Below are 20,583 nucleotides of genomic sequence, written 5' to 3'. Positions count from 1 at the left end.
TCGGGCACGTGGGACAGAGTATAAGAAGCGATTGTTGGCGTTGTCATGTAAAAAGGCTGCGACAAAGGCAGATAGTCTTTCGTTGCAGTCGTCAGAGATAGGGTGAGCCAAGCCAGAGCACCTTTTCGATAAGCCGTACGACAAACGGCCGCGCCCTGAGCTTTTCGAGGTCTACCGGATGTGCAGTTTCCAGGATCGCGCCGATATGATCGTCGATCGTGCTCGCAAAGCCGCGATCGAGTACCTCGAGATCCACTTCGAAATTGAGCCGCAGGGAGCGCGGATCGAGATTGGATGAGCCGACATAGGCCCAGATACCGTCGATGGACAAAAGCTTGGAATGGTTGAAGGCGCCTTCGGCGCGCCAGATGCGGCAATAGTTCTTCAGCATCTGGTCGAATTGCGCCGTCATGGCCCGGTCGACGAGTACCAGATTGTTGGCTGTCGGCACGACGATATCGACTTCGACGCCACGCCGGGCCGCCGTCACCAGCGCACTGATCAACTCGCGATCCGGCAGGAAATAGGGCGACATGATTCGGATGGATTTGTGCGCCACCGACAGCGCGCCGATGAGCATCTTGTGATTGGTCTCGACGCTGCGATCCGGGCCGGAGGCAACCACCCGCATGAAAACGGGCGCTCCAGGCTCGTTGGAGGGCGCGGCAATCCGCCATTCCTCGCCATTCAGGACTTCGCCTGTGGTGAAGCGCCAATCCTCGGCTGCCGTATTGAAGAGATCGGCGACTGCAGGTCCCGTCACGCAGAAATGCATGTCGCGAGCGCTGTGCTCGTGCGCGAATTCACGCGTGAAGCCCTGACGGATATTCATGCCGCCGGTAAAGGCAATTCGCCCATCGATGCTGAGGATCTTTCGGTGGGTACGCAGGTTGGCATAAGGCAACCGGAGACCGATGATGACGTTGCCATTGAAGACGTCGACCTGCACGCCTCCTTCGCGCAGATAGCCCATGATGCTCGGCACGGAGTAGCGGGCGCCGACAGCATCGATGAGTACACGCACGCTGACGCCGCGTTTGGTCGCAGCAATCAGGGAATCGGCGATGCGGAGGCCGATCGGGTCGCGATCGAAGATGTAGGTTTCCATCAGGATGCTGCGCTCGGCGCCGTCGATTGCAGCCTTCATCGCGGCATAGGCAACGTCGCCGTTCGTCAGCATCTCGATGGTGTTGCCGGTGCTCATCATATAGCGAACGACGCGGTCGCCGAGCGTCTTCATAGAACCGAAACGATCGCCGAACCGCCGGCGCACCTCGCCGCCATCGGCGTCGAAGCTGGAGAGCTCGCCATTCGCATCCTTGCGAAAGAGCGCGTCGCGCTGCGAGCTGAGGGAGGCCCGGCGGATGCGATTGATGCCGGCGACAGCATAGAGGACGGCACCGATGATGGGCGACAGGATGATGACGCCGACCCAGCCGATCGCGGCGCGGACATCTTCTTTGGTCATGGCTGCATGGATTGCAGCGGCCGCCCCCATCACGATTGACAGGACGGCGAGAATTTGGCCCCAATGGGCAGCCACGAGGTCGATCATAATGCAAGTATATCCTTGCCCGCAAAAGCTGCAATGAGTGGGCCGGCGATCGTCAAGATGTCATCAATAGCGGTGCGAAACTTCATCTTATTAGATAATTTTAATTGAACCCTGTTCTGACCAGCATCATACTTAGGTTGCTTCGGCTGCTTCGCTACCGTCCCCCACGGTAACTTCTGTTTCTCGTTCGAAGCGCCACTGCGGTTCGACAGTCGAGATCGAAGAACGCTAGCCATAGCGTCTTGGCTGCTCGGGGGAGGCGTCAAAGCCCGCGTTTCAAGAACGGGCATCGTTCATCAAAACCTTGTTCAATGATGCGAACGGAGAACAGCAGATGTTGGAATCTCGGGACGAATGGATCAAGAAGCGCGCATACGCCATATGGGAAGAGGAAGGCCATCCTTCCGGTCGCGACGTCGAGCACTGGGCGCAGGCGAGCAGTGAGCGCATCGCGCTTGAGAAAACGGCAGCAGACGGCGGCGCGATCGACATCAAGCCCAAGGCGAAGCGCAAGACGGCGGTCGCCGCGGCGGCTGTTGCCGAGGAAAAATTGGCTAAGCCAGCAAAGAAGATATCGAAGAAGGGTGTAGCCGCGAAGGTGTAGGACGCGTCAGCTTTAGGAGTGTGGCGGAGATGAGGGCGGCTCGATGGCAACATCGGGCCGTCTCTCTTTTCGAGATGGTAGCTGGCGGAATATTCGCAATAATTTCGGTGATTTGGCTCTCATCCGCGAAATAGTTGTCACACATTGATGCTACAGATTGTGAAGGGAGCTCAGCAATGTGTGGCAGCTATATCGATGATGTGGAAATGACGGTTGCGGCGATTGTCGCAGCGCAGTGGCCTTTGTGGCTTGCCGCTAGATTGGAGCTGGTGGGATGACATCACTCCTCGTGCTCGCTGCGCTGTATCTTCTGACGGCCTTGGTCCTCATTCTGATCATCGATCGCTCGGTCGGCGTCTTTTTCCCTGCCTCTGCCAAGCAGCGTGTCGCTGTGCGGCATGGTCGGCGCTTCTGGATACTCCCGAGCAATCTGCTATCCGGCAATCGCAATTCTTCAGGCCAAATCTCGGAACCTTTTCCCTGACGACGGGTTGCTCTTCCTTCCCAGCAAGGAGAAAGATCATGCCCCGAGGAGATAAGTCCGCCTATACCAACAAGCAGAAGCGCAAGGCCGAGCATATCGAGGAAGGCTACGAAGACCGCGGCGTTTCGCACGCAGAGGCGGAGCGGCGTGCCTGGGCGACTGTAAACAAGGAAAGCGGCGGCGGTAAGAAGTCCGGCTCCGGTCGCGGCCATTCCGAAAACCACGAATCGTCCGAAAAGGGCGGCAGGATCGGCGGACGCGCCGCTGCAAGCCGACCCGCTGCGGAGCGCTCCGCCTCTGCAAAAAAGGCGGCTGCGACGCGTAAACGCCACGAGCACAACACACATTCCTAGGCTATCGGTGAGAACTGGATGCGATCGTCGAGATCCATTCGGCCGTCGCTATGAAGTTCATAAGGTTTCCGGTGCATATGCCTGCGCCTGTAATCGTCGATTGCCTCTTACCTTTCGCGATGTCGACGCTAAATTGCCGTCTTGCGGCGATCATTGCAGCGGATTGCTCTCAATATCGGGGAGATGAAACCGAATGGCCTATGAACTCTACTATTGGGATGGCATTCAGGGGCGCGGCGAATTCGTTCGGCTGGCGCTGGAGGAAGCCGGTGCAGACTATGTCGATGTTTGTCGTGCTCCTGCAGGCAGGGGGCAGGGTATGCCCGCCATGTTCGCCATCATGGAGGGTAAATCTGAACTCGGTCTCCCATTTGCCCCACCGTTTCTGAAGGACGGTGATCTCATTATTCCGCATGTGGCGAATATCCTGATGTATCTCGGGCCGAAGCTGGGTCTGGCGCCGAGGGACGAAGGAAGGCGCCACGCGTTGAACGGCCTGCAGCTGACGATCACCGATCTCGTCGCCGAGGTACACGACACGCACCACCCGATCGCGACGTCGAAATATTACGAGGATCAGAAGCAAGAGGCCAAGGCGCGGGCTGCAGAATTCATCGAAAACCGCATTCCCAAGTTCCTCGGTTATTTCGAGAAAGTGCTTCAGCAAAACCCCGAAGGATCGAGCCATATCTTCGGAGGAGAATTGACCTATGTCGATCTTTCGCTGTTTCAGGTCTATGAGGGGCTGCGCTATGCCTTCCCCCGCGCGACGGCGCATCTGGATCGCCGATATCCGCATCTGACCGCGCTGCACGGAGCTGTCATGAAACGGCCCAACATTGCTCGCTATCTTCAGTCCGATCGCCGCATTCCCTTCAATGAGAGCGGCATTTTCCGGCACTATCCGGAACTGGACAGAGATATGGCGTGAGCGATGCTCATCTATCAATTCATTCCCGCATGCTGGATCGCCTGGCTATTGATCTGGCTTTTCGCTTCATTCAGCGTCAAGAGGAGCGTGCGACAGGAGGACCCTCTGTCGCGGCTCGGCAATACCGTGCCGATCTGGATCGGCGCTTTCCTTCTTGTCGTCAATCCATCCTGGCTAGGTCCTTTGCGGTTACGCCTCATCCCACAGGATCTCACATCCTATGCGATTGGCGCGGTTCTGACCTTCATCGGTCTCGTTTTCGCTGTCTGGGCTCGCTATCATATTGGGCGCAACTGGAGCGGGGTGATCACTCTCAAGGAGGATCACGCGCTCATTCGCTCCGGTCCTTATGCGCTTGTGCGGCACCCGATCTATTCCGGTCTGATGCTGGCCATTATCGGCTCGGCAATAGCGCGCGGTGACATCGCGGCCGTCCTTGCGATCATCGCGGTGCTCTATGCCGTATTGCGCCGCGTGCAAATCGAGGAGAGCTGGATGAACGAGGTGTTCGGCTCGGCCTATGCCGATTATAAGGCCAGCACGCCGGCGCTGGTCCCGTTTCTGGTGTAACGTCAGAGCTTGAGAGGCGATGCCGCCTTGAAGAAATCGGCCCAGGGATCCGTGCTCGATTGGCCGAGACGCGATGCTGCATTCTTGACGGTAAAGGAAGCTGGCCCGATCCTGCCGTCCAAATCCTCCCAGCTGACCGGCATCGAAACGGCAGCGCCCCTTCTGGCGCGTGTCGAATAGGGTGCCACGGCTGTGTTGCCGCGGCCGTTGCGCAGATAATCGATGAAGATATGGCCCGCCCGCTTCGCCTTGCTGGCGACCGACAAATACGTCTCCGGGCTATCGGCACTCATGGCGTGGGCGATTGCCTCGGCGGCATCCTTGACGTGCGGCCAGGTCGCCTGCGGCTTGACGGATGCAACCACATGCAATCCCTTGCCGCCTGACGTTTTGACGAAGGATGTTAGTCCCAGGGTGGCGAACCGCTCCCTGATCTCCTTCGCTGCAGTCACGACCTCACTCCATGCGACATCCTCCCCGGGGTCGAGATCCATGATGATCATGTCGGGCTTTTCCCAATGATCAGTCGTCGTGCCCCAGGGGTGAATTTCCAGCGCAGCGGATTGGACAAGGGCTGCTAGGCCATCGAAATCCCCAATCTTCAGAAGCTTCGCAGCGTCCTTATCTTCTGGATCGGCAATTTCCTGGATATGCGGATTGATGCCCTTCCAGGCATGTTTCTGGAAGAAGCGTGGTCCATCGATGCCATCCGGACACCGCAGGAGGGCGAGGGGACGGTTGACGACGAAAGACGCCATTCTACGCCAGGCCAAAGCGTAGTAATCAAGAAGGTCTTGCTTGCTGACCTCATCGCCGGGCCAATAAACTCGATCCGGATGGGTCAATTCCACCGACGTTTCAGTGCCGTCATGAATGGGCGTCTTTGCCATCTGCATGCGCTCCATCTTCCTCGACGCGAAGGCGCCGTGCCGGGCAAGACTAGCATTGCCCGCCACACAAAGCGACCGCTGGCCACTTCTCACGGCATGAGCTGGCCGCCATTGACTTCGATGATCTGGCCGGTGATGTAGCCAGAAAGAGTGGGAGAGGCGAGAAAGAGGTAGGCGCCAACGCAATCTTCCGGCGTGCCCACGAATCCCATGGGGATCGTCTTGCGCTGCAACTCCATCTGCTCGTCGTTGGTATAGCGCTCGTGGAAAGGCGTTGCGATGACGCCGGGTGCGACGGCGTTGACGCGGATCTTGTCGTTGACGAATTCCTTGGCGTGGCCATGGGTAATGGTCGAGACGAACCCTTTGGAGGCCGCATAGAGGATCGCGCCGTTGCCGCCGCCATTGCGTGCGGCAATGGAGGTCGTGTTGATGACGAAACCGCCCTGTTTTTTCAGGTGAGGATGAGCAGCGCGGGTCGCCGCAAGCACGGAGCGTGCATTGAGGTTCATCACCCGCTCATAATGCTCATCCGTCATTTCGGCGGTCGGAAGACGCCCGAGCATGCCGCCGGCATTATTGATCAGGCCATCGAGGCCTCCCAAAGCTTCGGCTGCGTCCTTGACCACACGTTCGGTCTCGCCATCTCGGGAGACATCGCCCTGGATGAGATGCACAGTTCCGCCGCCAGCCTTGATTTCATCGGCCAGTTTTTCCGCCGGTTCGCGGCTTGCATTGAAGTGGAGGCCGATCTTCATGCCCTGGGCGGCAAGGGCGCGCGCGACGGCAGCGCCAATACCGGTTGAGGCGCCCGTTATCAGCACTCTTTTGCCGGCAAGATCGGGAATGCGGATGGACGCAAGCGATTGCGCGAGTTCTGTCATGACGACTCCTCCTGAACGTCAACCAATCATACGACGAAATATGTCTTTGTCTTATCAGCCTCCGGGGCAGAAAGGCAATCATGCCAGGCGCGACAAAAGGACGAGATGAGATTTCGTGGAGGAAGCGTCCGTAATCTGCGGAAAATAAAAGAGTTTTTCTTGCATTTGAAGTTAAGGTTTCGATCGAAGTCGCAGAAGCATTGCTCCACACCCATCTCGCAAACGGACAAAACGATCTGGCGTGGCGCCGCTGCGACAGATAAGGAAGCTACCAGGAGAGTCGAACGCGTGCGCCTGTTCCGATGAAACGATGGCGACCGCGGCTTTCAGCAACAGGGAAAGACTGAGGATATCATGAGCAAGAACAAGCTGATCCGTTTCGACGTCGCCGACAATCAGGCTGGCGGCCAGCGCCGCCCCTTCGCCAAGGCCGTCAGGGCAGGTGATTTCGTCTACGTCTCGGGCCAGGTTCCGACCATCAACGGTGAAATCGTTGCCGGCAATATCGTCGCTCAGACCGAGCAGGTCATCGCCAATATCAAGGATGTCCTTGCCCTTGCCGATTGCACGCTCGAGCATGTGGTGAAAGTGAATGTGTGGCTGGATGACGCTCGCGATTTCTCGAGCTTCAACGCTGTCTTCGAAAAGCATTTTATCGATCATCCGCCAGCCCGCTCGACCGTTCAGTCGCCCATGATGGTGGATGTCAAAGTCGAAATGGATGTCGTCGCCTACAAGCCGCTCGACTGAGCAAACGCTGATTTCGCTTCGATTGCGGTGCGGCCAGAACTGCATCGCAATCAATCCTGCGTCCATGTGCGATGGCGCGTCCAGATGATCAATCTCCCGAATATTTGCTCTTAAATGCACAAGCCGGCAGGGTGCCTGTTTCGGTATTGTGGATAAGCGTACGCTTTTTCGCGCTTGCGGCTCCGTATGATCGCAACTGCAAACGTGCCACTGCGCCGTAGCTCCCGATATCTCCATGCAATTTCCGGTAGCGGCGGTGTGGGTGCCGACATCTGCGGCAACCCTCCAGACCTCAAAATCAATGCCTGTTGATTTCCAATCAGCGATTGACGAGTTTCAAAACTCACGATTAAATCAATTTGATTGACTACTCCAAAACAGCAAGAGGGGCTGGAAATGAGAATGAGGAAAAAGTCATTGCGCAATCTATTTCAGCGGACATCACTGGCAGCGGCGGCGCTCGGCGCTTCGCTGGCACTTAGTGCGGGTATCGCCTCCGCGGCTGAATCCGTACTGACGATGCATATCGAGGAGCAGACCAGCTGGGTCAGCAACTTCAATCCGTTCGATCTGGCCGGTCGTCGCCAGAGCACGATGGATTTCATCTACGAGCCGTTGGTCATCTTCAACGCCAATGATGGCGGCAAGCCCGTCTGGCGCCTGGCGACAAGCTACAAGTTCTCCGACGATCTCAAGTCGATCACCTATGAGCTGCGCCCGGGCGTGAAGTGGTCGGATGGTCAGCCGCTGACCTCGGCCGACGTGAAATACACGATCGACCTCATGCTGAAGAACCCGGCCGTCGATACCGTCGGTGTCGGTCAGACGGTCGCCTCCGTCGAAGCGCCGTCGCCGACGCAGGTGAAGATCAATCTCAAGGCTGTGAATTCCGAATTCCCGGAATCGCTCGCCGATCTCGCCGTCGTACCCGAGCATATCTGGAAAGACGTTGCCGATCCGGTCGCCTTCAAGAACGAGAAGCCCGTCGGTTCCGGCCCGATGACCGAGGTCCGCCGCTTTACGCCGCAAGTCTACGAGCAGTGCCGCAACACGAATTACTGGGACGCTGCGTCGCTGCATGTCGACTGCCTGCGTCTGCCGCAGATCTCGGGCAACGACCAAATGCTGGCGCTTCTGCCGGAAGGCACCGTGGATTGGATCGGCTCGTTCCTGCCGCAGATCGACAAGACCTTCGTCGCGCTCGACCCGCAGCATAATGGTTACTGGCAGCCGCCGGCGGAAACCGTTGCCTTCGAGATGAACTTCAAATCCACGAATGCCGGCAATCTCGAAGCTTTCAAGGACCTCAACTTCCGTCATGCCTTCAGCCTGGCGATGGACCGCACGTCGATGGTCGATATTGCCGGCTTCGGCTATCCGGTCGTCAACCTGCATGCCAGCGGCCTGCCGCCGCGCTTCGAGAGCTGGCGCAACAAGGCTGCCGAGGGCGATAAGGACGCCTTCATGGGCTTCGACACCGAAAAGGCAAACAAGATCCTCGACGATGCCGGCTACAAGAAGGGTGCCGATGGTTTCCGCACCACGCCGAGCGGCAAGCCGATCACCTTCGCGGTCATCGTACCGAACGGCTGGACTGACTGGATCGACGCAGTGCAGATCGCCGTCGAAGGGCTGCGCGCCGCCGGCATCAACGCCTCGGTCGCAACGCCGGAATACGAGCAGTGGCGCAAGCAGCTTCTCGATGGCAGCTTCGATGTCGTCATGAACTCGCGTGCCGACAGTGCAACGCCGTTCCAGGGCTATTATCAAAGCCTGTCGACGGCCTATGCCGGCAAGCTTACCGTCGCCGCGGCGCGCTATTCCAACCCGAAGCTTGATGCGCTCTTCGATCAATATCTGAAGTCTTCTTCCGATGAGGATCACAAGAAGATCTTCAACGACATTCAGGTTCTGATCGCCGATGACTTCCCGGTCGTTCCCGTCTTCAACGGCCCGACCTGGTACCAATATTCCAGCAAGCGTTTCACCGGTTGGGTCACGGACAAGGATCCCGTGATGAACCCGGAAAACCACGACAATAACCGCATGCGTCTCATGCATCTGCTGCGTCTGAAGCCGGTCCAATAAGACCACAGCGAAGGAAGCAGAGATGCGTGTTTCAAGCCGGCGCCTTGGCGTCTATGCGGTGGCCTTGGCCTTCGCGATCGTCGTGAATTTCATTCTTCCCCGGCTTATGCCGGGGAGCCCCGTCGATGCCATGGTCGCGCAACTCGGGCCGCGGGCCACACCCGCGGCGGTGGAGGCGATCAAGGCGCGTTTCGGCGAGATCGATCAGCCGATCATGATGCAGTTCCTCGACTATCTCAAAGGCCTTGCCACCTTCGATCTTGGCGTTTCGGTCAAATATTACCCGCAGACGGTGGTCCAGGTGCTGAGCCGGGCAACGCTGTGGACCATCTTCCTGGTGGTCACGGCGATCATCTTTTCGCTGTGCGTCGGCGTCGTGCTCGGCGCCATCGCGGCCTGGAGACGCGGCGGGCGGTTCGATACGATCGTATCGCCCTTTGCCGTCATCTTGTTCTCGATACCGCCCGTCATCGTTGCGCTGACGACCTTGTTCGTCTTTGCCGTATCGTTGCGCTGGTTTCCTGTGGGGTATGCCTATGATCCCAATCTCGATCCGGGCTTTAATTTCACCTTTGTGGGCAGCGTGTTCATGCACGCGATCCTGCCGGTTCTGACGCTATCGCCTTTCCTGATCGGCGAGTTTCAGACGACAATGCGCTCATCCATGATCGTCGTGCTCGGCGAGGATTACGTGACGATGGGGCGGGCCAAGGGGCTGAGCAATCTCGCCGTCATGTTCGGCTATGGCGCGCGCAATGCGCTTCTGCCTGTGCTCACCAACCTCGCGCTAATGCTCGGCGCCGTTTTCGGCGGCTCGATCGTCACCGAGATCGTCTTCAACTATCCAGGCCTCGGCCTGACGCTGTTTACCGCCAGCGTGGCGCGCGACTACCCCGTCATCCAGGGGCAATTGCTGCTGATGACGCTCGCAACCCTCGGCGCAAACTTCCTCGTCGACATCATCTACGGCCTTGTCGATCCGCGATTGAGGGAGGGCGGCCGATGAGCTTCTCGTTCCGATCCATCTTCAGCCAGAAGAAGGCGCTTGTCGGCTTCATCATCGTCACGGCGCTATGCCTGATGGCGATCTTCGCGCCGGTCATCGCTCCAGGCGAACCCGGCGCTCGCGTCGGCCGATCGCATCAGCCGCCATCCGTCGAACATGTCTTCGGCACGACAAAGATGGGTCGCGATGTCTACAAACAATTTGTCTGGGGCGCCAGAAGCTCGCTTTCCGTCGGCTTCGCCACAGGTATCGCGATTACCGTGCTCGGCACCGCCATCGGCCTCATCGCCGGCTATACCGGCGGCAAGACGGACGCGGCGCTCGACCTTGCCACCAATGCCGTGCTAGTCATCCCGAACATGCCGCTCCTGATCCTGCTTGCCTCCTTCGCGGGCACGGTCGGGCCGATGACAATCATGACCATCATTGCGCTGACGTCCTGGCCATGGGGCGCACGCATGACACGCTCGCAGACGATGGCCTTACGCAACCGCGATTTCGTTACCGCCGCCAAGATGATTGGCGAACCGGCCTGGCGCATCATCTTTGTCGAAATCCTGCCGAATCTGACGCCGCTCATCGGCATCAACCTCGTCGGCAGTATCATCTACGCGATCGTCGCCCAGACCACGCTCGAATATCTCGGCTTCGGCGATCCGCTAAAAGTCACGTGGGGCACCATGCTTTATAACGCCCAGAATGCCTCGGCCATCATGGTCGGCGCCTGGTGGGATATCGGCGTGCCGGCCATCGGTATCGCACTGACGGGGCTTGGTCTCGCGCTGATCAATTTCACCTTCGACGAAATCGCCAATCCGCAATTGCGTTCCGGCCCGGCCTTGACCCGCTGGTTCCGCCTGACGCGTGCCCGCAACCGCATGATGAGGGCCGAGCAATGAGCGAAAACCTGCTTGAGATCGAACATCTCAATATCGACTATCTGCTCGACAAGAGCGATTTCCGGGCGGTGAAGGATGTCTCCTTCAATATCGGCCGCGGCGAGATTTTCGGCCTAGCCGGCGAATCCGGCTGCGGCAAGAGCACGATCGCCTATGCGATCACGCGGCTATCGAAGGCGCCGGCCTGGATCAGCGGCGGAAGCATCCAGCTTGACGGGCAGGATCTGCTGAGGATGCCGGAAGGCGAACTGCAGAAGATCCGCTGGAAGCGCATCGGCATGGTGTTTCAGAGCGCCATGAATTCGCTCAATCCGCTAATGCGGGTAGAGGCGCAGTTCCACGATGTGCTGCATCGCCATACCGGCTGCTCGCGCCAGGAATCGCGTGCGCGGGCCGAGGAGATGTGCAAACTGGTCGGCATCCCCGCGCATCGCGTCGGCGATTATCCGCACCAGTTTTCCGGCGGCATGCGTCAGCGCATCGTCATCGCCATCTGCCTGGCGCTGCGTCCTGAACTCATCATCATGGATGAACCGACGACGGCGCTCGATGTCGTCGTGCAGCGTGAGATTCTGGAACAGGTTCTCGACCTGCAGCAGACCTATGGTTTCTCGGTGCTCTTCATTACCCATGACCTGCATCTGATGGCTCAGCTTTGCCATCGCATCGGCGTGATGCTGAAAGGCGAACTGGTTGAGGTCGGCGATGTCGCCCAGGTCAGTCAGTCGCCCATCCATGAGTACACGCGCAAGCTCTGGAATGCCATCCCGCAGCTTCCGGCCAGCGCCCACCCCTCCGGAGTTTTCGCATGAAACCGCAGATACAGGCCGTAACTGCAGAACCCGTCATCCGGCTCGATGATATCCAGCGCCATTTCGGCGCGGTACACGCATTGAAGAGCGTCTCTTTCTCGCTGTTTGCGGGACGGGCGCTGGCATTGGTCGGCGAATCCGGCTGCGGCAAGACCACCTGCGCCCGCATTATCGCCCGGCTCGACAAGCCGACGGCCGGCAGGCTGCAGTTTCGTGGGCAGGATCGCACGGCGCGAGGGTCGGGCAGGGAAGAGCGGATGTACCGTAAGGACGTCCAGATGGTCTTCCAGGATCCGTTCTCATCGCTCAACCCGGCCTTTACCATCAATCATCACATCGCAAGGCCGCTGCAATTGCACGGTCAGGACAAGCCGAAGGCCGAGCGGGACGAGGATATAGCGAAGCTACTCGAAAGCGTCGGGCTCGATCCTTCGGTGACGCGTCAGAAATTCCCGCACGAACTCTCCGGCGGCCAGCGTCAGCGCGTCAATATCGCCCGTGCGCTAGCGGTCTCTCCGAGCGTGCTGGTGGCGGATGAGCCGACCTCAATGCTTGATGTCTCGATCCGCAAGGACATTCTCGATCTGCTGGCGCGGGTAAAGCGGGAAAACGATCTCGCCATGCTCTACATCACCCATGATATCGCGACGGCGGCTCATGTTGCGGAAGAGATCGTCGTGATGTTTGCCGGCCAGATGGTCGAGTGGGGCGAGACCAATGCCGTGCTTGCCGATCCGAAGCATCCCTATACGCAGCTTCTGCTTTCGGCTGTGCCGGACGGCGGCCGCAGGTTCGTGACCGGTGGCAGTGCCCGCTTCTTGGAGCAGGCGGAGAGGATCCGCGCGCTCAGCCGTCCGATCTCGACGGTGGTCGAGGAGGTCGGCCCCAATCATTTCATGCGTGCGCTGGTCGCATCGAATTAGGAGGAATTCCCTTGGATTACCTGGTCAATCTATCGACCTTGCCGGTCGACACGCAATCGCCCGAGCGCATGGTGAAGGCTGATGTCACCATCCGGCGCGCTCTGCCGCCGGAACTGCGTGTTATCACCGGCTGGGTCGCTAAACATTTCAGTGAGGGCTGGGCGAGCGAGACGACGGTCGCGATGACCCGCCAGCCGCCGACTTGCTTCATCGCTACCCGTAATCGCGAGCTTGTCGGCTTTGCCTGCCACGAAGCGACGGCGCGCGGCTTCTTCGGCCCGACCGGCGTCGACGAGAGCGTGCGCGGTCTTGGCATCGGTCGCGCGCTTCTCTTTGCCTGCCTCAATGACGCAAAAGCCATGGGCTATGCCTACATCGTCATCGGCGATGTCGGGCCTTCGGAATTCTACGAGAAGACGGTCGGCGCGATCCAAATCCCCAATTCCGCACCCGGTATCTATGCCGGCATGCTCAAGCTTTGAACAATCCTTCAGGAAGAAAGAATGCTCATGTCCACACCGCGATCCCCGGCTCTGCGGCTTGAAACCACCTGGAACCCGCCAACCGACGAAAAGGAATTTTCCTATGTGCTGCGGCTGAAGAACCTGTCATCGGAGCCGCTTTCCGGCTTTACGCTCTGTGTCAGCGGCCCCGGTCGTGTCGATCCAGCCGGCATTGTCGAAGGTGCGACGGTTACCAGGCGGCTGTCCAATTTTACCGAATTCCAGCCGCCCGAGGGCTTCGTGCTGGCCGGTGGCGGGACGTGGACGATCACCGTTCGCGCGCTGAGCTGGCAGTTCCGACATTGGAACGATGGTGCCAACAGCGCTTATCTCGCATTTGCCGATGGCACTACGGTTTCACTTGGCACGGAGCCGACGCGTACGTCGTCAAGCAATGCGCCGTTGAAGCGCGGCGCGGAGGTCTACCCGGTGCCGGCCAATCCGCCGGTGCCGCTGGCGATCATTCCCTGGCCGAATCGCGTCGCTGTCTCCTCCCGTCGCCCGCTTCCCGCAGGCTTTGCCTTGAAGGCCACGGCGCCGGAGGCGCAGGCTGCCGCCGAAAGCTTTACGGCTCTCGTCGAGCACCTCTTTTCCGCCGAAGGACTAATCCGCTCCGAAGCGGAGGGTGCCGTACCCGTGGAATTGCGAGAGGTCGAGGGTTTAGGCGCCGAGGCCTATAAAATCGTCTTTTCGCCCGAAACCATAACCGTCGAAGCGAGCGCGCAGACCGGCTTCGTCTATGGTCTCGTCACCATCGGCCAGATCTGGCGCGCCGCGCGCCTGCACCCGCAGGCTTTCCATTTCCCTGCGGCCGGCGAGATCGTCGACGAACCCGCGATGAGCTGGCGCGGCCTACACCTCGATGTCGCACGGCAATTCTACGGTTCGGCTGAAATCAAGAAGCTGATGGCAGTGCTTGCCTGGAATAAGCTGAACCGCTTCCATTGGCATTTGTCGGATGATGAAGCGTGGCGTGTCGAGATCGATGCCTATCCGGCTCTGACCGAGATCGGCGCGTGGCGCGGCCATGGCCTGCCGGTGCCGCCGCTTCTCGGCTCCAGCCCGGCCCGCACCGGTGGTTACTACACCAAGGCCGTTGTGCGCGACATCGTCTCCTACGCCAAGGGTCTTGGCATCGAGGTTCTGCCGGAGGTCGATATACCCGGCCATTGCTATGCCATGCTTCAGGCGATTCCGGAGCTGCGCGATCCAAACGAAGCCGGCAGCTATTATTCTGTTCAGGGTTTCCCGGATAATTGCATCAACCCGGCGCGTGAAAAGACCTATGAAGTGATCGAGACAATCCTCTCGGAGCTGATCGAGCTTTTCCCGTTCAAGACGATCCATATCGGTGCCGACGAGGTTCCCCTCGGCGCCTGGTCCGGCTCGCCGGAGGCGCTGGCACGCTTGCGTGAGATCGCCGGTGATGACGTTGCGCAAGCGCATGCCAAGCGATTGAACGTCATCACCAATACGCATGGAGCCGACGATATTCATGGCTCGGGCGCGGCCTTCCTGCAGGCGGAATTCCTGGAGCGCATCCAAGCATTTCTCGCCTCAAAGGGTTGCGTGACCGGCGGATGGGAAGAGGCGGCCCATGGCGACAGGATCGACAAGGACAAGAGCTATCTCTGCAGCTGGCGTAGCGTCGAGGTGGCGGCGGAGCTTGCCGGTCGCGGATACGAGATCGTCGTTTGCCCGGGGCAGGTCTATTATCTCGACATGGCGATGCGCCCGGATTGGGACGAGCCGGGCGCAAGCTGGGCAGGCCATTCGGATCCGGAGAAACTCTACACCTTCGATCCCATCGGCGGTTGGACGGACGCCCAGAAGGAAAAGCTTCGTGGCATTCAGGCCTGCATCTGGTCGGAATCGATGACCGATCGGGCCATCTTCGACCGGCTGGTCTTTCCGCGCCTCTCGGCACTTGCCGAGACGGGTTGGACGAAGCCGTCGGCTAAATCCTGGGAACGTTTCAAGGCATTGGCCGGCACCATGCCGCTGCTATACGGCCTGCATCAATTGTGACAGCCTGATGCGTGGCCTTCAGGCGCGACCCGCATTGGTCGCGCCTGAGTTAAATCAATAATGCAAGGCTGGCGCTATGCTGGCCCTTCAAGACTGAGTAACGGCACGATGCGTCAACGGCTTCTGCAGGACATCGAACTGCGGGTTCGTTTCGGAAAAGATAGGCAGAGCGGCCGCACCTAAAATAGCGGTATCCTTGCCGCTGGCGCCGATCATTAACCGCGGAATGCTGCGCTCTTCGGTTGGGTTGACTGGGGTGTGGAGAGGTTCGACGCTTTCGGCCAGCCCCGTCATCAAGGATGTTGGCGCACTGCCGCCAAGCACGATCGTCTGCGGATCGAAGGCCAGCTCGAGAAAGTCGATCGTCTGGCGCAGCGGCTGTACCGCCTGTTCCAGCCATGCCTTTAGGCCATGGCCGTTTGCCGCGATCAGCGCATCCAGATCGTCGGGGTCCAGCTCCTGCGCATTCTCGATGCCCAGGCATTCGTAAGCGACGGATGGCGAGACATAGCGGTCGAGGCAGCCGCGCTTGCCGCAAGTGCAGAGCCTGCCATGCGGCTCAACGATGATGTGGCCGATTTCGCCGGCATTGGCGCGGCTACCCTTGTAGAGATGGCCGTCGAGGAACATTCCGGCGCCAATGCCGCCATCACCGGCAAGAAAGAGATAGACGAAGCTGCCAAGGCCGCGGGCAACGCCATAGAGCCGCTCGCCGATCGCCGCTGCCGTAGCGTCGTTTTCGACAAGTACGGGCAGGCCGATCAGGCGTTCCAGCTCACTGGCAACGGGAAAATCCTGCCAACCCGGCAGGTTGAGCGGACTGAGCGAGGTTACGCCGCCATCAGCGTAGCGTCCGGGTAAGGCGATACCGACGCCGAGCAGCCGGTCGCGGTCAAAGGAGAAGGCTTCCTGCAGATCCCTGACGATCTCTGCAAGGACCGGCATTGCCTCGGTCGGTCCCGGTCTGTCGACATGGCACTCGACGCGGGCGCAGACCGCGCCGGACAGATCGGTGAGCACGCCGGCCGCACGCTGGCGCCCGAGTTCCAAACCGATGGAGTAGGCGCCAGCCGGATTGATCATATAGGGCGTAATCGGTTGACCGCGGGCGATCTTCTGCGCCTCCATCGCGATCAGGAGATGCGAACGCGCGAGTTCCTCCACGATATTCGAAACGGTCTGTGTGGTCAGCGCCGTCATGCGGGCAATGGCGGCCCGCGACATCGGGCCATTGGTGCGAATGGCTTCGATCACGACGCGCCGGTTGTGAGATTTGGCCTGTTCGAGATTCGTGCCTGAAATAGTCTTCATGAGAGGATAGTGGAGCACTCAGTTCGTGTTGCTGCTTGTCGCGCTTCGCCAGTGCGTGAGGTGAGGGTGGCCGCATGACATTGCTTGCCCCTATGTGGGCAGTTTCTATTCTTTTGTCGATCGATTCAAGACGGGGTCGGCCAGGGCCGTGCCGTTTGAGGGATAATACAGAAGGCTTTTTCTTTTGCGTGGATGATTGGCGCATATCTTTACTCCGGCAGGCATTCCGTTAGACTCCGCTAACCCGGTCTTTTGCCGGGATAGCCCGGAGGAATTCGATGATCAGACTGCTTGCAATAGCGATTGTCTCGACCTGCATCGCCGGCGGTGCGATGGCAGCGGATGCGACATGCAAGGCCCAGGCCGCCGACAAGAAGCTGGCGGGCGCCGCTTTGACGAGCTTTACAAAGAAATGCGAGAAGGATGCCGCAAGCGCCTGCGATACTCAGGCCGCATCGAAGAAGCTTGCCGGTGCCGCCAAGACGAGTTTCGTCAAGAAGTGCACCGCCGACGCAGTTGGCAGTTGAGCGCCGGATTTCAGTCTTTCTCAAATCACCCGGCCGCCGGTGGCGGCTGGATCACAAAAATTCCTGGTTATCGATGACGGTCTGGTGCACGGTGACGTTGGCATATTGCGAGATATTCCTCGCCTGGCAGTCAACCGGGTTTAGGCCATGTCACTGTTTGCGATAGGTACCCTGCAAGGTCACCCCGGCGGCGAAATCGCACACGCCCGCCTGCGACACACGCCAGGTCTTTGCGTTAAGGCGATCGAGATCGATCTTGCAGGCGTCTCTGGAGAGTTCAGCGTGTCCCTTCGTCAGCGGTACGACGCTATCGAGACCGTCGGCGTTGACGTCGCCGGCATCTGCTCCGCCCGGGCCGACGAAGGTCGAGGAGAGCGAAACTGCGAGGAGACCATCGACCGGTCCGAAGATGGCAAGGTGGCCCTCATTGCCATCGGCGCTGTTCGACTGGAAATCCGTCGAAGCGCTTTGTCCGCCCTTGGTCCTCAAGAGAGACGCAATCTGGTCGTCATAGGCCTGCCGGGCGCATGCTGCATCGCCGCAGGATTGCACTTTGGTGATCCAGCGGCGCTGCCGTTCCCGGATCTTGTCCGCATCATCGCGTTTCAGAGCGGCGGCATAGAGATCCCTCACCATCGCATCGCGGGCAAGCAGCGATTTGTCCTGACAGATCATATCATCGCTTGGCGAGCCCGGCTTTGAGCAATCGATCCCCGCAGCTTCGACAGGAATGGCAGAAAGGCCGATGATGATCATCGCCGAAAGGGATCTTCGTATCTTCATGAGTACCTCCATCGCCCGATACGTCAGCTAATTATGGCCGCTCGCTGCTTCGTAAAGATCATGCCGGCGTGCAGCTGAACTGGGCCGAATATCGCGCCGGCATTTGAAGATCGTCGGCATCCTCCTAATTTGCATTGAGCAGATGGACGTCGATGGGGAGGTCACGTGGTAGGCGAAACGCAATTATCCGGCAGGGCCACATTCCTGATTGTCGGTTCCCTGTTTCTTGCCATCACCATAGCGATGGGAGCCTTGGCGCTTCACCTTTATCGGATTTATGCAAACGCGACCGCCATGGCAGCATGCACGGTTTTCTCCTGGGGCTTCGGCAGCATGCTGATATCGATGGCGCTCGTGCTTCTGACCTCGAAAAAGAAGGTGCGGGGCAGGGTCCGCACCAGGCGCGGCAAGGTGACGGTCAGGCTCGGTAACCGATCACCAGGCTCCAATGGTCACGTGACCGGCGATGGCGTCGAAGCCGAAGGCGAGGCGGGGGTGCCCATCACAAGCATAATCCCCTCGCTCTTCCTGATCGCCTCCTCGATCGGCTTGGCGCTTCTCGGCCTCTTCCTTTTCGGCCGCCATCGGCTGGACCTTATTGGATCGGGAATGTTCATCGCATTCGTGATCTATATTGCAAATTGGAGCAGGCTGGCTTGGCCGCGCGAATAGCTCCTCCGTGCCGGCAGGCATAGGGAATTGCGCCGGCTATTCCGATTTCCTAGATTGGCCTCAGCAGACCGACCGAATGTCAGGCGGCATCCTTGTGAGCGCTTTCGGTTGAGGGATTTGCCTTGAGCGGATCGAGATCGACTCGATATGCAAACAATCTGCGGCCGGCTCTGACACTTAACGGAATAAGCAAGGGCAGAAGCAAATCGCGCAGAAACAGGCTGAGCCTACTGTTTTTCCGCTTCCTGGAAGCATTTTGCCGGGTGAGCTTCACCACGCGGGCAATGCGAGGGCGCCGCAGGGCCTCATAGCGGGCAAAGGCGGCACCGTAATCGAGCGTATCCGCCAGGCAAGATGACAAGACCACCGCATCTTCTATAGCCATCGAGGCGCCTTGGCCGGCATGCGGGCCAATGGCATGCGCGGCGTCGCCGAGCAAGACGACACGCCCGCTCGACCAGACCGGAAGCTGCGGCATGTCGAAGATGGGATAGCTGCGTTCGATCTGACCGACCGCCTGGAGGATCGATCTGTTCGGTTCGGGATCGTCGACATGCATCTGGCGAACATGAGCGGCCAGTGCCGTCGGTTCCAGTGTGCGTACAGCGTCGGGTGTGTCGGCGGGGAAGGACTCGAACCAGTAGACGGGGTGGGATGCCGTCTTGATGTAGCCGAAGAAGGCCTTCTCTCCGAAGGTCATGCGCATCACGCCATCCATATCTGGTATGTCGGCATCGACGAGGCCGCCTGTGCCGATCAGGCCGGTAAATTGCGGCAGGGGATAATCCGGAAATATTTGCGTACGGACGAAGGATCGCAGTCCGTCGGCGGCGACGAGCAGGTCGACGGCAAGGCCTGCGCCTTCGGAGAAGTTGAGCGTTACGGCATGCGGGAGGTTGTCGACCTTGGTCGCGCGCCAGCCAAATTGCACGCTGATGCCTTCGGCTTGGCACTTTTCGATCAGGATGCCTGTGAGAACGCCGCGCTTAATAGTGACGGCGGGCGTGCCGAATGTCGCCAAATGGTCGCTCTGGTCGATGAGTGCGAGCCTTTTACCGCGCGCGTTGCAGAGTTCGATGGCGCGGGTCTCCAATCCCTGGCGCAATACTTCTTCGTAGCAGTCCACCGTGCGCAGCCCGTTCATGCCGTTGGAAGCGAGCGTCAGAAACTCCCCTTCGGACAAGGCGGCTTCCTTTGAGCGGGCTTCGAACAACACCGGACGAAAGCCGAGCTTTGCCAGCCGGAGCGCGAGCACAAGCCCGCCGATACCGGCGCCGCATATGCCGACCGTGACCTCGGGGTTTGTTGCTCGATTCATGGTTGCAGCAGGATCGTCAATGGGGCACATTGGTTCTTCCTTCTAATAGTTTGATAAATGAATTATTCGATGATCGAACAAAAGTCAAATGAAGATGAGCATCACCTCGTGGAAGCCATCAGCCTTGCCTGCATGCGCTGGCAAGAGGCGACGGAGAGCTTCGATGAAACCTTCGGCAAGCTGCATGGGCTCAATAGCGCCGAGCGCCGCTGTCTCAGCGTGATCATGCGCACGCCGCAGCCGGCAAACGCCGTCGCCAAAGCTATCGGCCTTGCGCCTCCTTCCGTTACTGCTTTGATTGACCGCCTTTCGGCACGCGGTCTTCTTCACCGCGTTCCCGATCCCAACGACCGGCGTCGCGTGCTGGTAGCACCATCCGAGAAGGCGATCAGGCTAGGACGCGAAGCCTATGGCCCGATCGCGCAGGCCGGCTCGCAGATGCTCAAACAGTTTTCAAAGGCGGAAAAGCAGGTGATCTTGCGCTTCGTCACGCAAGCTATCGAGATGCAGGAGCGGGAACTGGAGCGGCTGTTGCAGCACGACAAGAGCTGATTTCGGCCGCCGTGAGGTCGGTTGGAAGAGTGCGTTCGGTCGGCTCTTGAACTCGATAGGGTGACATCTCATTTGAATAGTCACCACTTCAATCTGTCGAACTGACAGCCTCCTGCCTCCCAACAGTTGCTGCCGGTCCT

General features: G+C 59.3%; 22 protein-coding genes. 16 read left to right on the top strand and 6 right to left on the bottom strand.

Annotated elements, in window-relative coordinates; all coding sequences use genetic code 11:
* Nucleotides 1-91 precede the first annotated feature (91 nt).
* Nucleotides 92-1,555: a phospholipase D-like domain-containing protein gene (locus GDN47_RS07500; RefSeq protein WP_069609963.1), complete on the bottom strand. Its 1,464-nt coding sequence runs from the start codon at nucleotides 1,553-1,555 to the stop codon at nucleotides 92-94.
* A gap of 334 nt (nucleotides 1,556-1,889) precedes the next feature.
* Between GDN47_RS07500 and GDN47_RS07495 the strand changes: the two genes are divergently transcribed.
* From GDN47_RS07495 to GDN47_RS07475, 5 genes are all read left to right on the top strand, one after another.
* On the top strand, nucleotides 1,890-2,159 hold the full coding sequence (locus tag GDN47_RS07495; RefSeq protein ID WP_112721911.1) for a DUF2934 domain-containing protein: 270 nt from the start codon (nucleotides 1,890-1,892) through the stop codon (nucleotides 2,157-2,159).
* 274 nt (nucleotides 2,160-2,433) lie between these two features.
* Entirely contained in the window at nucleotides 2,434-2,643 is a 210-nt protein-coding gene (locus GDN47_RS07490; protein WP_113329232.1) for a hypothetical protein, read from the top strand.
* Between the two features lie 38 nt (nucleotides 2,644-2,681).
* Nucleotides 2,682-2,996 (top strand): plasmid stabilization protein, encoded by a 315-nt coding sequence (locus GDN47_RS07485; RefSeq protein WP_113329231.1) that lies wholly within the window; start codon nucleotides 2,682-2,684, stop codon nucleotides 2,994-2,996.
* Between the two features lie 193 nt (nucleotides 2,997-3,189).
* Nucleotides 3,190-3,927, top strand: coding sequence for a glutathione S-transferase (locus GDN47_RS07480; protein WP_113329230.1), 738 nt, complete (start codon nucleotides 3,190-3,192; stop codon nucleotides 3,925-3,927).
* A 3-nt stretch (nucleotides 3,928-3,930) separates the two neighbouring features.
* Nucleotides 3,931-4,497, top strand: coding sequence for a methyltransferase family protein (locus tag GDN47_RS07475; protein WP_152092950.1), 567 nt, complete (start codon nucleotides 3,931-3,933; stop codon nucleotides 4,495-4,497).
* Nucleotides 4,498-4,499: 2 nt separating this feature from the next.
* On the opposite strand, the gene ligD is transcribed toward GDN47_RS07475, so the two are convergent.
* Complete coding sequence (ligD, locus tag GDN47_RS07470) at nucleotides 4,500-5,387, bottom strand: non-homologous end-joining DNA ligase (protein ID WP_113329783.1); 888 nt, start codon at nucleotides 5,385-5,387, stop codon at nucleotides 4,500-4,502.
* An 89-nt stretch (nucleotides 5,388-5,476) separates the two neighbouring features.
* A complete protein-coding gene (locus tag GDN47_RS07465) occupies nucleotides 5,477-6,271 on the bottom strand; it encodes an SDR family NAD(P)-dependent oxidoreductase (RefSeq protein ID WP_113350954.1) in 795 nt (264 codons plus the stop codon).
* A gap of 354 nt (nucleotides 6,272-6,625) precedes the next feature.
* Between GDN47_RS07465 and GDN47_RS07460 the strand changes: the two genes are divergently transcribed.
* The 8 genes from GDN47_RS07460 to GDN47_RS07425 all read left to right on the top strand — a co-directional run bounded on the left by GDN47_RS07460 (nucleotide 6,626) and on the right by GDN47_RS07425 (nucleotide 15,280).
* Nucleotides 6,626-7,021: a RidA family protein gene (locus GDN47_RS07460; protein ID WP_113329227.1), complete on the top strand. Its 396-nt coding sequence runs from the start codon at nucleotides 6,626-6,628 to the stop codon at nucleotides 7,019-7,021.
* 396 nt (nucleotides 7,022-7,417) lie between these two features.
* Nucleotides 7,418-9,109 (top strand): ABC transporter substrate-binding protein, encoded by a 1,692-nt coding sequence (locus GDN47_RS07455; RefSeq protein ID WP_152092949.1) that lies wholly within the window; start codon nucleotides 7,418-7,420, stop codon nucleotides 9,107-9,109.
* A 22-nt stretch (nucleotides 9,110-9,131) separates the two neighbouring features.
* On the top strand, nucleotides 9,132-10,115 hold the full coding sequence (locus GDN47_RS07450; protein ID WP_152092948.1) for an ABC transporter permease: 984 nt from the start codon (nucleotides 9,132-9,134) through the stop codon (nucleotides 10,113-10,115).
* A complete protein-coding gene (locus GDN47_RS07445) occupies nucleotides 10,112-11,014 on the top strand; it encodes an ABC transporter permease (protein ID WP_152092947.1) in 903 nt (300 codons plus the stop codon). The genes GDN47_RS07450 and GDN47_RS07445 overlap by 4 nt, the downstream gene beginning before the upstream one ends.
* Complete coding sequence (locus GDN47_RS07440; RefSeq protein ID WP_152092946.1) at nucleotides 11,011-11,826, top strand: ABC transporter ATP-binding protein; 816 nt, start codon at nucleotides 11,011-11,013, stop codon at nucleotides 11,824-11,826. Before GDN47_RS07445 ends, GDN47_RS07440 begins: the two co-directional genes overlap by 4 nt.
* On the top strand, nucleotides 11,823-12,749 hold the full coding sequence (locus GDN47_RS07435) for an ABC transporter ATP-binding protein (protein ID WP_152092945.1): 927 nt from the start codon (nucleotides 11,823-11,825) through the stop codon (nucleotides 12,747-12,749). The genes GDN47_RS07440 and GDN47_RS07435 overlap by 4 nt, the downstream gene beginning before the upstream one ends.
* Before the next feature lie 11 nt (nucleotides 12,750-12,760).
* Nucleotides 12,761-13,231: a GNAT family N-acetyltransferase gene (locus GDN47_RS07430; RefSeq protein WP_152092944.1), complete on the top strand. Its 471-nt coding sequence runs from the start codon at nucleotides 12,761-12,763 to the stop codon at nucleotides 13,229-13,231.
* Nucleotides 13,232-13,252: 21 nt separating this feature from the next.
* On the top strand, nucleotides 13,253-15,280 hold the full coding sequence (locus tag GDN47_RS07425; protein WP_173002464.1) for a beta-N-acetylhexosaminidase: 2,028 nt from the start codon (nucleotides 13,253-13,255) through the stop codon (nucleotides 15,278-15,280).
* Nucleotides 15,281-15,367: 87 nt separating this feature from the next.
* Here the strand turns inward: GDN47_RS07425 and GDN47_RS07420 are convergent, their stop codons facing one another.
* Entirely contained in the window at nucleotides 15,368-16,591 is a 1,224-nt protein-coding gene (locus tag GDN47_RS07420; protein ID WP_152092943.1) for an ROK family transcriptional regulator, read from the bottom strand.
* Nucleotides 16,592-16,869: 278 nt separating this feature from the next.
* Here GDN47_RS07420 and GDN47_RS07415 point away from each other — a divergent pair, with 278 nt between their 5' ends.
* Nucleotides 16,870-17,118, top strand: a complete 249-nt coding sequence (locus GDN47_RS07415; RefSeq protein ID WP_145319839.1) for a hypothetical protein — start codon at nucleotides 16,870-16,872, stop codon at nucleotides 17,116-17,118.
* Between the two features lie 150 nt (nucleotides 17,119-17,268).
* On the opposite strand, the gene GDN47_RS07410 is transcribed toward GDN47_RS07415, so the two are convergent.
* A complete protein-coding gene (locus GDN47_RS07410; protein WP_152092942.1) occupies nucleotides 17,269-17,901 on the bottom strand; it encodes a lysozyme inhibitor LprI family protein in 633 nt (210 codons plus the stop codon).
* 165 nt (nucleotides 17,902-18,066) lie between these two features.
* Between GDN47_RS07410 and GDN47_RS07405 the strand changes: the two genes are divergently transcribed.
* Nucleotides 18,067-18,573: a hypothetical protein gene (locus GDN47_RS07405; protein WP_152092941.1), complete on the top strand. Its 507-nt coding sequence runs from the start codon at nucleotides 18,067-18,069 to the stop codon at nucleotides 18,571-18,573.
* Nucleotides 18,574-18,652: 79 nt separating this feature from the next.
* Here GDN47_RS07405 and GDN47_RS07400 read toward each other — a convergent pair whose 3' ends face one another.
* On the bottom strand, nucleotides 18,653-19,921 hold the full coding sequence (locus GDN47_RS07400) for an FAD-dependent monooxygenase (protein WP_113350965.1): 1,269 nt from the start codon (nucleotides 19,919-19,921) through the stop codon (nucleotides 18,653-18,655).
* 39 nt (nucleotides 19,922-19,960) lie between these two features.
* On the opposite strand from GDN47_RS07400, the gene GDN47_RS07395 reads away from it, so the two are divergent.
* Nucleotides 19,961-20,443 carry a MarR family winged helix-turn-helix transcriptional regulator gene (locus GDN47_RS07395; RefSeq protein ID WP_233789797.1) on the top strand — a complete coding sequence of 161 codons (483 nt, stop codon included), beginning with the start codon at nucleotides 19,961-19,963 and terminating at the stop codon, nucleotides 20,441-20,443.
* Nucleotides 20,444-20,583: the final 140 nt, after the last annotated feature.

Origin of the sequence: Martinezella dioscoreae (assembly GCF_009176305.1) — a bacterium.
In the GTDB taxonomy this organism is placed as follows: domain Bacteria; phylum Pseudomonadota; class Alphaproteobacteria; order Rhizobiales; family Rhizobiaceae; genus Rhizobium; species Rhizobium dioscoreae.
This window is presented reverse-complemented; position numbering and strand designations above follow the sequence as displayed.